Source organism: Embleya sp. NBC_00888 (assembly GCF_045207655.1).
Lineage (GTDB): Bacteria > Actinomycetota > Actinomycetes > Streptomycetales > Streptomycetaceae > Embleya.
Genome location: NZ_CP108785.1, coordinates 3,166,556 through 3,182,287 on the forward strand (window position 1 = coordinate 3,166,556; position 15,732 = coordinate 3,182,287).

Sequence of the window (15,732 nt, forward strand, 5' to 3'; positions counted from 1 at the left end):
GATGCGCAAGTCCCAGCCGGCATCCCTGCCGCCGGAACCCGTCCACCGCGCCCCGGTCTCCCCGGCGCAACACGGCATCCGGTTCACCGAACTCGCCGGTCGCACCGGCACCGCACACCACATGCCGCTCACCATTCGCTTCACCGGCGACCTCGACCCGGTCGCGCTGGCCGACGCGTGCGACGCGCTCGTGGCCCGTCACCCGGTCCTGGGCAGCGCGCTGCGCGAAGCCGACGGCGACCTGTGGCTGGTCCCCGCCGACAACCCGCCCCGCCTGGTCACCGAGCGGCTCGGCGACACACCGGCGAACCTGCGCGAGGCCGCGGCGGCGGAGCTGATCCGACGCGAGACGGTGCGCCCGTTCGACCCCGCCGCCGGCCCGCTGGTGCGCTTCACGCTGATCGACGCGGCCACCGCGCCCAAGGTGTTGCTGATCGTCGCGCACCATCTCGCCTTCGACGGCGGCTCCAAGGACATCCTCGTCCGCGAATTGGCCGCGCACTACACCGCGTTCGGCACCGGGACCAAGCCCGACCTGCCCGCTCTCCCGGACCCGGCGGATCCCGCCGACGCCGAGCGCACCGCCCGCGAGGCGGTGGACTTCGCCCGCCGCGTCACGCTCGCCAAGTCCCGGTTCGCCGCCGAGCCCCAGGAACCAGCCGGCGTGGTGCTGCCCGGATCCGGACGCACCGGCACCGATGGCGGCCCCGGCGCGGCCGTGCCGATCCCGGTGGACGACGAACTGCGGCGCGGCATCGCCGACACCGCCGAATCGCTGGGCGTCAGCTCGTTCGCGCTGCTGCTGGGCGCCCTGCACGTGCTGCTGTGGCGCTACGGCAACGAACACCCCACGGTCGCCATCGACCTGGGGACCCGCACCCCGCACACCCGGGACCGGATCGGCCCGTACGTCAACGAACTCCCGGTACACACGCAGCCCTTGGCGGACACGCCGTTCGGCGCCTTCGCCCGGGCGCTGCGCGCGGACCTGCGCGAGCTGTACACGGTGCGCGACGTGCCGCTCGGCCGCGCGGTGCCCGGCCTCACCCCGCGTCTGGCCCTGGCCCCGGTGTCGATGAGCTATCGCCGCCGTACCGAGGTGCCCGGCTTCACCGAGTTGCCGACCTCGATCGACTGGACCATGTTCAACCGGTCCGCGCGCGGCGACCTGCACCTGCAATGCCTGGACGACCCCGACCGACTCACGCTGACCCTGCACCACGCCGCGCGGGCCCTCGATTCGGGCACGGCGCTCGACATCGCGGACCACCTCACCACCCTGCTGCGGGCGATCGTCGCGGACCCGGACACCGCGCTGTCCCGGCTCGCGCTGCTGTCCGACCGGGAGCGGGCCGCGATCCTGGGCGACTGGAACGACACCGCCCGCGAGCACGATCCCGCGACGCTGCCGGAACTGTTCGCCGCGCAGGTCGCCCGCACCCCGGACGCGCCGGCGGTGCACTGCGGCGCCGAGCGGCTGACCTACGCCGACCTGGGCACGGCGGTGGAGGCGGTCGCCGAGCGCCTGCGCGCCGCCGGGGTCGGACCCGGCGACCTGGTGGCGGTCTGCGTGCGCCGCACCGCCGCACTGCCGACGGCCCTGCTCGGCGTCCTGCGGACCGGCGCCGCCTACCTGCCGCTGGACCCCGAGTACCCCTCGGCGCGGCTGGCCTCGGTGCTCGGCGACTGCGCGGCGACGATGTTGCTGACCGAGCACGACCTGCTCACCCGATTCCCCGAACACGCCGCCGGCGCCCTGCTGATCGAGGAGATCGGGACGCCGACTGCGGACGCCGAGGGGCCGTGCGCGCCGCCGCGCCCGGGCGACCTGGCCTACGTGCTGGCCACCTCCGGCTCCACCGGCCGGCCCAAGGGTGTGGAGATCGAGCACGGCGCGCTGGGCAACCTGCTCGCGTCGATGCGCGACATCCTGGCCGGCGATCGCGACCCGGTGTGGCTCGGACTGACCTCGGCGTCCTTCGACATCTCCGCCCTGGAACTGTTCGTGCCACTGATCACCGGCGGGCGACTGGTCCTCGCGCAGGACGGCGAGGTGCGCGACGGCGGGGCGCTGCTGCGACTGATCCGCGCCGAACGCGTCACGCACGTGCAGGCCACCCCGTCCGGCTGGCGGATGTTGCTCGACGCCGGCTTCCGCGAGCCCGCCGTGCTCGCGGTCGCCGGTGGCGAGGCGCTCCCGGTACCGCTGGCCCGGGAACTGCGCCGTCGAGTGCGGCGGTTGGTCAACGCGTACGGCCCGACCGAGACCACGGTGTGGTCCAGCGTCGCGGAAATCGGGGTGGACGAGGACCGGGTGAGCATCGGCCGCCCGATCGCCAACACCCGGATGTACATCCTGGACGACGAGTCGCAGCCCGTCCCGGTCGGCGTCGCGGGTGATCTGTACATCGGCGGCAGCGGAGTGGCCCGCGGCTACCGACACCTGCCCGGCGGCACCGCGGACCGGTTCGGGCCCGACCCGTTCGGACCGCCCGGCGCCCGGTTGTACCGCACCGGCGACCGGGCCCGCTACCGCGCGGACGGCCGGATCGAGTTCCTCGGCCGGGTCGACCACCAGGTCAAGATCCTCGGTCATCGGATCGAACTCGGGGAGATCGAGGCCGCGTTGCTGGGGCATCCGCAGATCGCGATGGCCGCCGTACTGGCCCGGCAGGACGCCGCCGACGGCCCGCGCCTGGTCGCCTACCTGGTACCGCGCGGCGGCCCCGCTCCGAGCCCGGCCGAACTGCGCGTGCACCTGGCCGCGACCCTGCCGCGCGCACTGGTGCCCGGCGCCTTTGTCGTGCTGGAGCGTCTGCCGCTGACGCCCAACGGCAAGTTGGACCGGGCCGCGCTGCCCGCTCCGCCGCGCCTGCGCACCGCGCAGTCGCATCCGGGCCCGGCGCCCGCGGGCCGGGAGCGCGGCGAATCCGACCCGGAACGCGAGCCCGTCGATCCGGGCCCGACCGCCGAGATCACCGCGATCTGGTGCGAGGTGCTCGGTCTGGACGACATCCGCCCCGACGAGGACCTGTTCGACCTGGGCGGGCACTCGCTCACCGTCACCCGCATCGGCGCCCGGATCCGCAAACGCCTGGGCGTGGACGTACCGCTGCACGTGTTCTTCGAATCCCCGACCATCACCGGACTCACCAGCGCGGTCTCCGCGATGCGAAGCGAACGGCGGCCATGAACAACCCCTCTCCGACCCACGATCCGCACACGTACCGGCAAGCGCCGACCGCGCGGCCCACGCACCGTCCCGATCCGGGGCGGGCCGAACACCTGCCGCTGTCCGCCGGCCAGGAACGGCTCTGGCTGCTGGACCGGCTCAACCCCGGCGACGCCGCGTTCAACATGTTCCAGGTGCACCGCCTGCGCGGCCCGCTGGACGCCGACGCGCTCGAACGCGCGCTGGCCGAACTGGTCGCCCGGCACGGCAGCCTGCGCGCCGTCTTCCCGGATCGCGACGGCGTGCCCGCCCAGGTGATCGGCCCGCCCGGCGGCTTCGTGCTCGAACGCGTCGGCGTCGACGGCGTCCCGGGCGAACGCGAGCGGCACGCCCGCGAACTGGTCGCCGAGCGCACCAACCGCCCGTTCGACCTGGCCCGAGGCCCGCTGCTGCGGGCGAGTCTGCTGCGCCTGGACGACGCCGCACACGACCACGTGTTGTGCCTGATCCTGCATCACATCGTGGCCGACGGCTGGTCGATGAATGTCCTGGACACCGAGTTGGCGGCGTTGTACCGGGCGTTCGCGTCCGGGCAGCCCTCGCCGCCGGCCGAACTGCCGCTGAGTTACGGAGACTACGTACGACGGCAGCGCGAACTCGTCGACTCGCCCGAATTCGACGCGCGACTGGCCTACTGGACCAGGCAACTCGCGGGCGCGCCGACCCTGGACCTGCCCGCCGACTTCCCGCGCACCCCCGGCACCCACACCGCGCGCGGTGGCACCGTCACCCACCACCTGCCGGCAAGACTGCGCACCGGCATCGAGCAACTCGCGCGGCGCGAGAAGGTCACGCTGTACATGACCCTGCTCGCCGCGTACCAGACTCTGCTCTCGCGCTACTGCGGCCAGGAGGACGTGTGCGTGGGCTCGCCGCTGGCGGGCCGGGACGAGGAGGAGTACGAGCCGCTGGTCGGCTACTTCCTCAATACGCTGGTCCTGCGCGGGAGCACCGCCGAGGACCCCACCTTCCGGGCCTTCCTGGCCCGCACCCGCACGGTGGCGCTCCAGGCCTACGAACACCAGGACGTACCGTTCGAGCGGTTGTTGGGCGCCCTGGACGTGGAGCGCGATCCGGACGTCCCGCCGGTGTTCCAGACCATGCTGACCCTGCGGCCACCCGCCGGACCCGGGCTGCGGCTCGGCGAGGTGCGCGCCGAGGTCTTCGAATCGGGCTTTCGCCAGGCGAAGTTCGACCTGACGCTGGAGGTGTGGCCGGAAGGGGACGAACTCGTGGTCGAGTTCGTCTACGACACCGAACGCTTCGTCCCCGAGACCGTCACCCGCCTCGCCCGCTGCCTCGAGACACTGCTCGAAGGGGCCGTGGCCGACCCGGACACGCCGCTGTCCCGGCTGCCGCTGCTGCCGGCGACCGACCGCGCGCGGGTGCTGGCCGCCGCGGCCGGTCCGCCGCTCGGCGAATGCCCGGACCCGGTCCTGGCCTTCGAGGTGCAGGCGCTGCGCACCCCGCATGCCGACGCGGTCGAGTCCGGCGACGATCGCATCGACTACGCCGAGCTGGACGCCCGGGCGAACCGGCTGGCCCGGGTGTTGCGGCGCGGCGGCACCGGGCCGGACTCGGTGATCGCGGTGTGCGCCGAGCGCTCGATCGAGACGATCGTCGCGCTGCTGGCCGTACTCAAGGCGGGCGGCGCCTACCTGCCCGTGGATCCCAAGCTGCCGGCCGAGCGGATCGCCTACATGCTCGCCGACAGCGGCGCTGAACAACTCTTGTGCCGGGACGAGTTCGCCGACCGCTTCGCCGACTTCGGGCGGCCGATCCTGCCGTTGGACGGCGCCGGGGCCGACAACGGTCGGGGAGACGGGTCGGCGGCGGAGGCACAGCCGCTCGCGTCCGTCGCCGACCCCGAGGACCTCGCCTACCTCGTCTACACTTCCGGGTCCACCGGCCGGCCCAAGGGCACCCTGATCACCCGCGCGGCGTTGGCCGCCCGGCTCGCCTGGATGCGCGAGCGCTACCGGACCGGCCCGGGTGACCGGGTCCTGCAATTCGCCTCGTTCGGCTTCGACACGCATGTCGAGGAGGTCTATCCGACCCTGCTCGGCGGCGCGACGCTGGTACTGGCACCCGCCGACGCGCTGTTGCCGGACTTCTTCGCCACGGACGCGGGCCGCACGCTGACCGTGCTCGACCTGCCCACGCCGTACTGGCACGAACTGGTCGCGCAGACGCCGGGCCTGCCGTGGCCGCCGGCGCTGCGGCTGCTGATCATCGGCGGCGACCAGGCCGATGTGGCCTCGATGCGGCGCTGGCGCGAGGTGTTCGGCGATCGGGTCGACCTGGTCAACACGTACGGCCCCACCGAGACCGCGGTCATCGCCACCTCGGCGACCCTGGCCGGGCCCCTGGCCGAGCCGTGGGACGGCACTCGCCCGCCGATCGGACGGCCCCTGGCGGACACGCGCGTGCACGTGCTGGACCGGCATCTGGAACCGGTGCCGCCCGGGGTGCCCGGCGAACTGTGCGTCGGCGGCATCGGGCCGGCCCGGGGCTACCTCGGCCGCCCCGGTCTGACCGCGCGTCACTTCGTGCCCGATCCGTACGGCCCACCCGGCTCCCGGCTCTACCGCACCGGCGACCGTGCCCGGCAACGGCCGGACGGACAGCTCGAGTTTCTCGGCCGCACCGACCACCAGGTCAAACTGCGCGGCTATCGGATCGAACTCGGCGAGATCGAGGCGGCCCTGGTCGCCCGGCCCGACATCGGCCAGGCGGCCGTGCTGCTGCGCGAGGAACGGGGCGATCGACGGCTGGTCGCCTACCTGGTGCCCCGAACCGACGCGGCGGCCCCGGACCCGGACGCGGTGCGTGCCGCGCTCGCCCGGACGCTGCCCGCCTACCTGCTGCCCGCCGCCTTCGTGGTGCTGGCCCGTCTGCCGCTGACCGCCAACGGCAAGCTGGACCGGGCCGCGCTGCCCGCACCCGAGCAACGCGCCGCACCGGAGGCGTCCTTCGTGGCACCGCGCGGCAGCGCCGAGGAACTGGTCGCGCAGACCTTCGCGGATGTGCTCGGCCTGGAACGGGTCGGCGCGCTCGACGACTTCTTCGCGCTCGGCGGGCACTCACTGCTGGCCACCCGGGCGGTGGCCCGACTCGGCGCGGCGATCGAACTCACCGTGCCGATCCGCGCCCTGTTCGCCGACCCCACGGTCGCCGGACTGGCCGCCTCGGTCGAGGAACTCCTGGTGGCCGAACTGGACACGCTCTCCGAGGCGGACGCCGAACGACTGGTGCTGGACCAAGCCGAGACGGGAGACCCGCGATGACGCTCACCCCGGCGCCGCCGACCCGGCCGGGCGAACTGTCGGCCGCCAAGCGCACCCTGCTCGAACAGCGGCTGCGCAGATCCGCGACGACCGCCCCGGCGTCGATACCGCGACTGCCGGAGGGCGCGGACGTACCGCTGTCGTCCGCGCAGATCCCGCTGTGGTTCATGGAGAACCTCACCCCCGGGACCGCCGCGTACACCATTCCGTTCGCGCTGCGCCTGCGCGGACGGCTGGACGAGGACGCGTTGGAACGCGCGTTGAACGCGCTCCCGGCCCGGCACGACAGCCTGCGCACCACGTTCGCCACCAGCGTGGACGGTCGACCGATCGCCACGGTGCACCCGCCGATGCCGATCACTGTTACCCGGCATTCGCCCGACGGCGACCTCGACGCCCGGGCGCGGGAGCAATGGGCGGCGGCGCTGGTGGGCGCGGAGTTCGCCCGGCCGTTCCACCTGGAGGTGCCGCCGCTGATCCGGGCCGCGCTGGTGCGATTGGACCGGGAGGACACCGTAGTGGTGGTGGTCCTGCACCACCTGGTCGGCGACGGCTGGTCGGTCCACCTCCTGGTGAACGAACTGATGTCCGACTACAACGCGTTCATGGCGGGCCGGGAGTCCGAGGTGCCCCCGCCGGCGGTGCGCTACGGCGACTTCGCGGCCTGGCAGCGCGAGCGGTTGGCCGGTCCCGAAGGCGAACGCGCCGCCGCGTACTGGCGGGAGCGGCTCGCCGGGGTCGGCACGCTCGCACTGCCCACCGACCGACCGCGTCCGGCCCGGCAGACCTTCGCCGGTGACGCGCACACCTTCACCCTCGACGCCGAACTCGCCGCCGCGATCGCCGAGTCGGGCCGCACGCACGGTGCCACCTCCTATATGACCCTGCTCGCCGCGTGGCAGGCGGTGTTGTCCCGGCACGGCGGACAACGCGACTTCGCGGTCGGATCCCCGATCGCCGGACGCCCCCATCCGGACCTGGAACCGATGGTCGGCATGTTCGTGAACATGCTGGCCATGCGGGCGCCGCTGGACGGGGACCCCAGCTTCACCGAACTGCTGGGCCGGGTCCGGGAGAGCTGCCTGGACGCGTACGCCCACCAGGACCTCCCGTTCGACCGGGTGGTCCGCGACCAGAACGTCACCCGCGACGTCAGCCGCACGCCGCTGTTCCAGGTCACCTTCGCGCTGCAGAACTACGGGCGCGGCGAGCGCGGCTTCGCCGGGCTCACCCACGACTGGTTCACCGGCGACTCCCGGGTCACCCGGTTCGACCTGAGCCTGTTCGTGTTCGAGACCGCGACCGGCATGCACGGCCTGCTCACCTACAACACCGACCTGTTCGACGCGAGCACCGTGGCCCGGCTGGCCGCACACCTGGAGACCCTGCTGCGCGCGGTGGTCGCCGATCCGCGTACGCCGCTGTCCCGGATCGACCTGCTCGGGCCGACGGAGCGGGCCCAGGTCACCACCGGCTGGAACGACACCGCCGCGCCGCCGCCCGAGCACCCGACGCTGACGGCGGCGATCGAGGCCCAAGTGGCTCGCGATCCGCGTGCGCCGGCGGTGACCTACCGGGGGGAGACCCTCACCTACGGCGAACTCGACGCGCGCGCCGCCCGGCTCGCCCGCCGGCTGCGCGGGCACGGCGTCGGCCCGGAGACGCCGGTCGCGCTGTGCCTGGAACAGTCGCTCGACCTCGCGGTGGCCGTCCTGGCCGTGCTCAAGGCAGGCGGGGCCTACCTGCCGCTGGATCCCGAACAGCCGGTCGAGCGCCTGGCGTTCATGCTGTCGGACGCCGATGTGCGGGTCCTGGTGACAGACCCGACGCTGCGCGAGCGCACGGCGGGTCACCCCGGCACGGTGATCCTGCTCGATCGGGAACCGGACGCGACCGCCGCCGAGGAGACCGGCCCGCCACCCGTGCCGGCCGGGCCGGGGAACCTGGCCTATGTCATCTACACGTCCGGATCCACCGGCCGACCCAAGGGCGTCGCGGTGCAGCACCGCGAGGCGCTGGCCTATCTGGACGGCGTGCGCGAACGATTCGAGGTGGTGCCCGGGTCGGTGCACGGCCTGGCCCAGTCGTTGTCCTTCGACTTCGCCATCACCGCGCTGTACCTCGCCTGGACCACCGGCGGCGAACTGCACCTGATCCCCAAGCGGTTGTCCGGCGCGGAGTTCGCCGACCACCTGGACCGGCATCCGGTCGACTACCTCAAGATGACGCCGTCGCATCTGGCCGGGCTGGCCGCCGAAGTCGGCCCGGAACGCCTGTTGCCCCGAAGGTTGTTGATCTTCGGCGGCGAGGGCTCGTCCTGGGAGTGGACGCGGGACCTGGCCCGGCTCGGGACGTGCGCGGTGGTCAACCACTACGGGCCGACCGAGACCACGGTGGGCGTGACCACCTACCGGGTCCGCCCACAGGACGAGCCCACCTCCACGGTGACGCCGATCGGCCGACCGCTGGCGAACACCCGGGTGTACCTGCTCGACGAGCACCTGGAACCGGTGCCGATCGGGGTCACCGGCGAGATCCACATCGGCGGCGAGCGGTTGGCACGCGGCTATCTGGGGCAATCCGGCGCGACCGCCGACCGGTTCGTGCCCGACCCGTTCGGACCGCCGGGCGCCCGGTTGTACCGCACCGGCGACCTGGGCCGGTATCTGCCCGGCGGCGACGTGGAGTTCCTGGGTCGCAGCGATCAGCAGGTCAAGATCCGCGGCTATCGGGTCGAACCGGCCGAGATCGAGGAGGCGTTGCGGGGCCGGCCCGAGGTCGGGCAGGCCGTGGTGGACGCGCGTGGCCCGGCCGGCGCGCAGCGGTTGATCGCCTACCTGGTGGCGGCCGAGGAGCATTCGGGCGAGCCGCCGGCCGCCGCCGAACTGCGCCGCGAACTGCTGGTTCGGCTGCCCGAGTACATGGTGCCGTCCCGGTTCGTGTGGCTGGATCGGATGCCGCTGAAGGCGCACGGCAAGGTGGATCGGGCCCTGCTGCCCGAACCGGACGCCGGCGCGGGCGTGGGCGCGGGCGACACGGATCGGGTCGCCCCGGTGGGCGCGACCGAGGAAGCCCTGGTCGGGATCTGGACGGCGGTGCTCGACCTCGCCTCGGTCGGCGTCACGGACGACTTCTTCGAACTGGGCGGGCACTCGCTGCTGGCGATGCAGGTGTTGGCCCGGCTGCGCAAGGCGCTGCCGCCGGGCAGTCGGCAGGTGAGCCTGCTGGAGTTGTTCAAGCACCGCACCATCCGGGAACTGGCCGCGTTGATCGACCGCCCGGGCGGCGCCGACGAACCGCGCTCGCTGCTGCACGAGTTGACCCGTCCCGTACCGCTCGCGCAGCGGGTGCTCTCGCTGGTGTGCGTGCCCTACGGCGGCGGCAGCGCGGTGGTGTACCAGCCACTGGCCGACGCGCTGCCGGCCGGCCACTCGTTGTACTCGGTGGCGATCCCCGGCCACGACCTGTCCATGCCCGAGGCACCCCGGCCGATCGAGGAGGTCGCGCGGGAGTGCGTGGACGAGATCCTGGCCCGGGTCGAGGGGCCGTTGGCGCTGTACGGCCACTGCGGGGTGGGCAGCGCGCTGACCGCGCAGATCGCCCACCTCCTGGAGGAGTCGGGGCGCACGTTGGAGGCGGTCTACCTCGGCGCGATCTTCCCGTTCGCCCGACCCGAGGGCGGCCTGCTCGGCGCGCTGTCCCGCTTCGCCGGACTGGAGCGCCTGCGCGGTGACCGGGTGCACCTGAACTGGCTGACCTCGATGGGCGCGGACCTGGGCGACCTGGACGAGGAACAGGTCACCTTCATCGTCCGCAACATGCGCAAGGACGGCCGGACCTCGGAGGAGTACTTCACCCGGCGGATGGCCGAGGGCATGCGGCCGTTGGCCGCGCCGGTGATCTCGGTGATCGGCGAGCGCGACCCCGGCACCGAGTTCTACCAGGAGCGTTACCGGGAGTGGCACTTCATGGCCGACTCCACCGCGCTGGTGGTGATCGACGAGGCCGGCCACTACTTCCTGCGCTACCGCGCGGACGAGCTGGCCGAGATCGTCACCGCCACCCACGAGGCGGTGACCCGGGACCGCACCGAACCGCTGACCCGGGCGGCGCGCGGGGAGGACGCGGGTTGGTGGCTGGACGGGGTATCCGGCCCGGACGTCGAGGCGGGAGCCGCTGACAAGCCGGCGTTCGCGGACAGGCCGGGAGCCGCGGACGAGCCGGGATTCGCAGTCGCGGCCACACCGTCGCGCACACCGGCGGTACGGCCGAGCATGGGCCGGTTCATGGCGGTGGCGCTCGGGCAGCTCGCCTCGATCACCGGGTCGGCGCTGACCGAGTTCGCCATCCCGATCTGGATCTACCTGCGTACCGATTCGCTCACCCAGTTCGCGCTGTTCTCGGTGCTGGCGCTGGTCCCCGGGATCGTGGTCGCGCCGCTGGCGGGTGCGGTGGTGGACCGCAACAGTCGGCGCTCGGTGATGCTGGCCGCGGACTGCGCCGCGGGCGCGGTGCAGGTGGTGATGGCGCTGCTGTTGTGGGGCGGCCATCTGGGCGTGGGAGCGGTGTACGGGCTCCTGGTGGTGTTGTCGGTGACGGCGACCTTCCAACGACTGGCCTACAACTCGGCGGTTCCGCAACTGGTGCCCAAGCGCTACCTCGGGCACGCCAACGGCATCGTGCAAATGAGCACCGGGATGGCGCAGTTGGTGGTGCCGCTGATCGCGGTCGCGCTGTTGGCGAGCATCGGACTCGGCGGGATCCTGGTGATCGACATCACCACGTTCGTGATCGCGGTGACGGTGGTCGCGTTCGTGCCCTTCCCCGACACGATGGCGCAGACCCGGCGCGAGAGCATGGTGAAGGAGATCGCCAACGGGGTGCGCTACTCGATGGGGCACGCCGGATTCCGCACGATGCTGCTCTACTTCGCGCTGCTGAACGTCTTCCTCGCGCCGATGCTGGTGCTGATGACGCCGCTGGTGCTCTCGTTCGGCTCGGTACACACCGCGGGCGCGGTCGGCGTCGCGGCGGGCGCGGGCGCGCTGCTCGGCGGCCTGGCGATGGGGGTGTGGGGAGGTCCTCGGCACCGCAGGATGCACGGCATCCTGCTGGCCACCGTGCTGATCGCGGTGTTCGCCTTCGTGGCCGGGCTGCGGCCCTCGCCGGTGCTGGTCGGCGTCGGCTTCTTCGGGGTGTTCTTCGGCCTGTCGCTGCTCAACGGCATCTACGCGACGATCATCCAGGTCAAGGTGCCGCAGCGGTTCCACGGCCGGGTGATCGCGCTGAACACGATGGTGGCGTGGTCCACCCTCCCGCTGGGCTTCGGCGTCATCGCGCCGCTGGCGGTGCACCTGCTCGAACCACTGTTCACCGCGGACGGCGCGCTGGCCTCCAGCGTCGGCCGGGTGATCGGCGTCGGCGAGGGCCGCGGCACGGGTTTCCTGTATTTGCTGTGTGCGTCCGCGATGATCCTGCTCGCGCTCGCCTCGTTCCGCCACCGGGTGATCGCGCGCTTCGACGACGACGTCCCCGACGCGATGCCGGACGACCTGATCGGCATCGAGGAACGCCGCAAGAAGCGCGCCAACGCCGCGCCCCCATCGCCACCCACCGGGAAGTCCCCCGCATCCGAACCCGAAAGCGAACCCACATCCGAACTGGAGAAGGTATGACCACCGACGAACCCCCCGAGCGCCACTGCCGAGTCGTGATCAACGACGAGGAGCAATACTCGGTCTGGGCCACCGACCGCGACATCCCACCCGGCTGGCACGCGGAAGGCTTCACCGGCACCCGCCCGGCCTGCCTGGCCCACATCGACAAGGTCTGGACCGACCTACGCCCCCGCAGCACCCGCGAGGCGATGAACCCATGACCAACCGTCGCCGGCGAGCCCACCCGGGCCTCGCCGGCGACGTCACCGCACCCACCCCGACAAAGCCGGTTCCGGGGCGCGCCGCGTCGGTGGCTGCCGTGAGTGGCGGTCGACGGCGCGGCGAACCGGATCGTGGGTCAGGACGTGGGCGAGGGGCAGTGCAGGTTCGGCGCGTCGGGTCGGGCGCCCGCGGCGCTCAGCCCGGCGAAGCCGGTGCCGGCCAGACCCAGTACCGCCTGGGCGGTGGCCCGGGTGGCGGTGGACGGGTCGAATCCGGTGGCGTCGTACGCGATCGCGCCACGCGTGGCGGGCGTTCCGAAGCAGGGGACCTGGCGCTCGGTGATGAAGTGTCGCGCGGTCAGCCCGGGCAGCACCCGCCACGAGGACAGCAGCGCCTGCGCGGCCAGGCCGGTGCTGTTGGCGTTCGAGGTGCCGGCTCCGGGGGTGCCGAAGCCGCCGTCGGCGAGTTGGTGGCCCACCAGCCAGTTCAGGCCGGCCGCCGCCTCCTGCGGGCGGCCGGTGGCGGCGAGTGCCTGCACGCTCATCGCGGTCGAATCCGCGTCGCTGGTGCAGGTGGGCTTGCCGAAGTCGAGCGGGAACCCGCCGTCCGCGCAACGCGCGCCGGCCAGGAAGTCGACCGCGCCGGCCGGTGCGCCCGCCGGCGTGCGGTCCAGGGCCAGCAGCGCGAGGGACTGGCTGAACGCGTTGCTGTAGTCACCCCACGGCGAGAGGTCGGTGAACCGGCCCGAGGGCTGTTGCAGCGAGCGCAGCCGAGTCGGCAGGTCGACGCCGCCGAAGCTGCTCGGGTTCGCCCCGCGCACCTCGGCCGCGAGCAGCAGCTTGGCGGTGGCGCCGGCGTAGGCGTTGGTGGTGCCGTCGCCGATGTAGCCGGAGAGTATCTCCGGGCGGGCCAGCCATGTGGTGGCCTTGGCCGCGTTCTGCTCGGCCACCCCGGCGGCGGCGAACGCGAGGATCGCGTCGATGGTCAGACCCTGGTCGGGGTAGGTCACCCCGTCGAAGGTCGCCTCGAAGCGTTCCCCGTCGACGAGTTGCCGGGCCAGCCAACCGGCGGCGGCCTGGGTGCGATTGCCGGCCAGGATGGAACCGGCGGTCGACGGCGCGGAGTTGGTCGGCGCGGAGTTCGCCGGGGCAGCGGAGGCGGTCGCCGGGACGACGGCGGTCGCCGCGGCGAGGAGCAGACCGCCGAGCAGGGCGGAGATCCTCCGGCCGGGTCGGGTGAGCGTCATGGTGGAGCCTTTCCGGGCCTGCGACGCGGCATGCCCGGCGGACACGCGGCGCGTTCGACCGCGAACCCGGAGGGCGACACGGCCTCGGCACGGCGGCGCGAGGGCTCCGCCCCGTAGGCCACGACGGGGAATGGAGAGGGAACGCTCCGGCCCCAGGCATTCGGGCTCGCCGTCACGCGGACGGACCACCGCTGCGGGTCAGCGCCGGATTCGCACCGGACTTCCCCTGCGGCCGAAGATGACGCGGGTCGCCACGCCCCGGATCGAACGGGCACGGCGGGCCCGGGAGCGGACGTCGCCGTCGCCCCGAAGATCCTCGGGCGAGACGCTGCGCACTCTACGGACAGTTCGCGGCCGAGGGTAACTCGCTTTCCGGCCAAGGCTTCACGGGCCGGCCCCGGAACCCGGCCCCGCCGAGCCCCCGGGGACGGACCCGGCCCCGCCGAGCCCCACGGGACGGACCCGGGCCCGCCGAGACTCCGGTCAGGTCCGGTCGGCCACACCCCCGGACGGGCCCGAGCCCGCCGAGACCCCCCGGAACGGACCCGAAGCCGCTCAAGGACCCACGGCGGCCAAGGTCGAAGGACCACACGAACCCACCGGCGCCGCACCCGAGTCCGCGCCCGTGCCCGTGCCCACGGCTCCGCCCGTGCCCGTGCCCGTGCCCGCGGCCGCACCCGCACCCGCACCCGCACCCGCGCCCGCGCCCGCGGCCGTAGTCGTACCCCCACCCTCGCGGGCGCCCGCACCCCCACCGGTCCCCACCGGCGCGGTCCGCCCCCGCAGCGCCGCCGCCTCGCGCGCGTAGCGCCGCACCGGGAACTCGTCGGTGTCCGCCTCCGCCCCCAGGATCCGCACCGCGGCCGTGGTCGCCCGGACCGCCGCCTCGACCGCCGCCGACTCGGCCACCGACGCCTGGCGCGTGTACGAGATGCCCGCGTCGCGCCGGCGGGCCGCGTCGAGGTAGATCGCCCGGGCGGAGTCGACCGCGCCCGCGGGCTCGGCCAACAGGTGCCGATCGCCTCCGTCGGCGAAGTCGCCGACCACGTCCAGCGCGGCCTGGGCCAGTCCGGTCGCACACGCAGCGGCGCCCAGGCGGCCCGCGTCCAGCAGGTCGAAGGCGATCCGCAGGCCCCGGCCCGGTGCGCCGATCAACCGCTCGGGCTCCAGGTACACCCCGTCCCAATAGGCGGTCGTGGTCGGGATGGCGCGCAACGCGGTCGACGGTTCCGGCGCGCTGAAGTAGAGATACTCGTCGGCACCGGGAGCCAGGAAACAGGAGATGTCCGGTCGGGCCGAACCCGTGCGGGCGAACACGGTGTGAAAGTGCGCGCGGCCCCCGTGCGCGACGGCGAGCTGGGTGCCCTGGAGCAGGTGTCCGCCGCGAGTGCGTTCGGCCCGGCAGGTGACCGCCGAGGGGTCGGCGCCCACGTGCGGTTCGGACCGGCTGCCGCCGCCGGTCAGCGCGCCGTCCAGCATTCCGGGCAACCACTGCTCGCGCTGCGTCGCGCTGCCGTGCGCCGCCGTCGGCAGGCACGCCAGCGTGTGTACGTCGAGGGCGTCGGCCACCGCCGGCCAGCGGGCCGCGAGTTCCTCCAGCACCTGGAGGTAGACCTCGTACGGCTGACCGCCGCCGCCGTACTGCACCGGGTAGGGCAGGCCGGACAGGCCCGCCCTGCCCAGGGCGGCGAACAGACCGGTGGGATAGCTCGCGTCGGCCTCGCACCCGGTCACCCGGGGCGCGAGTTCCCGGTCCGCGAACGCCCGGGTCCGGGCGATCAGGTCGTGGGCTTCGTCGGTGGGGAGCAGACGATCGACGGGCACGGGCGCATCCCTGGGGTGGACGGTCGGGCCGGGTGGGGAATCCGGGTCGTCGGGGCGACGACCGGAGCCGGGCCGGGCGGCCCGGACGGGCCGACCCCGGCCGGGGGATACCAGGACACCTGCGCACGGTAGGTGCCCGGCCGCCGGCCCGGGATCGTCCGGCGCGACAAAGCCGAGCCGGGTTCTTCGTCGGGGCCCACCTATGGGTCCGAATCCCCCTCTTGCGGGGACCGGATCCGGTGATGAACCGTCGATATCGAAGCG

The 15,732-nt window shown here is 73.5% G+C and carries 6 protein-coding genes and 1 riboswitch; of the genes, 4 read left to right on the forward strand and 2 right to left on the reverse strand.

Going from position 1 to position 15,732, the window contains the following annotated elements; genetic code table 11:
- The first annotated feature begins 1 nt into the window (after window position 1).
- Genes OG948_RS48240 through OG948_RS48255 form a run of 4 tightly spaced genes read left to right on the forward strand, consistent with a single transcriptional unit; the run spans window position 2 to window position 12,397 of the window.
- Window positions 2-3,193, forward strand: coding sequence for an amino acid adenylation domain-containing protein (locus OG948_RS48240; protein ID WP_331771379.1), 3,192 nt, complete (start codon window positions 2-4; stop codon window positions 3,191-3,193).
- Window positions 3,190-6,519, forward strand: coding sequence for an amino acid adenylation domain-containing protein (locus OG948_RS48245; RefSeq protein ID WP_331771380.1), 3,330 nt, complete (start codon window positions 3,190-3,192; stop codon window positions 6,517-6,519). The genes OG948_RS48240 and OG948_RS48245 overlap by 4 nt, the downstream gene beginning before the upstream one ends.
- Window positions 6,516-12,194, forward strand: a complete 5,679-nt coding sequence (locus tag OG948_RS48250; protein WP_331771381.1) for an amino acid adenylation domain-containing protein — start codon at window positions 6,516-6,518, stop codon at window positions 12,192-12,194. Before OG948_RS48245 ends, OG948_RS48250 begins: the two co-directional genes overlap by 4 nt.
- Window positions 12,191-12,397 (forward strand): MbtH family NRPS accessory protein, encoded by a 207-nt coding sequence (locus OG948_RS48255; protein ID WP_331771382.1) that lies wholly within the window; start codon window positions 12,191-12,193, stop codon window positions 12,395-12,397. Before OG948_RS48250 ends, OG948_RS48255 begins: the two co-directional genes overlap by 4 nt.
- Before the next feature lie 137 nt (window positions 12,398-12,534).
- On the opposite strand, the gene OG948_RS48260 is transcribed toward OG948_RS48255, so the two are convergent.
- Complete coding sequence (locus OG948_RS48260) at window positions 12,535-13,644, reverse strand: prenyltransferase/squalene oxidase repeat-containing protein (RefSeq protein ID WP_331771383.1); 1,110 nt, start codon at window positions 13,642-13,644, stop codon at window positions 12,535-12,537.
- Window positions 13,645-13,799: 155 nt separating this feature from the next.
- A riboswitch (cobalamin riboswitch) is annotated at window positions 13,800-13,870 on the reverse strand.
- Window positions 13,871-14,199: 329 nt separating this feature from the next.
- Complete coding sequence (locus tag OG948_RS48265; protein ID WP_331771384.1) at window positions 14,200-15,468, reverse strand: acyl-CoA dehydrogenase family protein; 1,269 nt, start codon at window positions 15,466-15,468, stop codon at window positions 14,200-14,202.
- Window positions 15,469-15,732 lie beyond the last annotated feature (264 nt).

Bases quoted from the DNA above. Each gene is read 5' to 3' on its own strand.
- OG948_RS48240 (WP_331771379.1), top strand. From the start codon at position 2: ATGCGCAAGTCCCAGCCGGCATCCCTGCCGCCGGAACCCGTCCACCGC.
- OG948_RS48255 (WP_331771382.1), top strand. From the start codon at position 12,191: ATGACCACCGACGAACCCCCCGAGCGCCACTGCCGAGTCGTGATCAAC.
- OG948_RS48250 (WP_331771381.1), top strand. From the start codon at position 6,516: ATGACGCTCACCCCGGCGCCGCCGACCCGGCCGGGCGAACTGTCGGCC.
- OG948_RS48245 (WP_331771380.1), top strand. From the start codon at position 3,190: ATGAACAACCCCTCTCCGACCCACGATCCGCACACGTACCGGCAAGCG.
- OG948_RS48260 (WP_331771383.1), bottom strand. From the start codon at position 13,644: ATGACGCTCACCCGACCCGGCCGGAGGATCTCCGCCCTGCTCGGCGGT.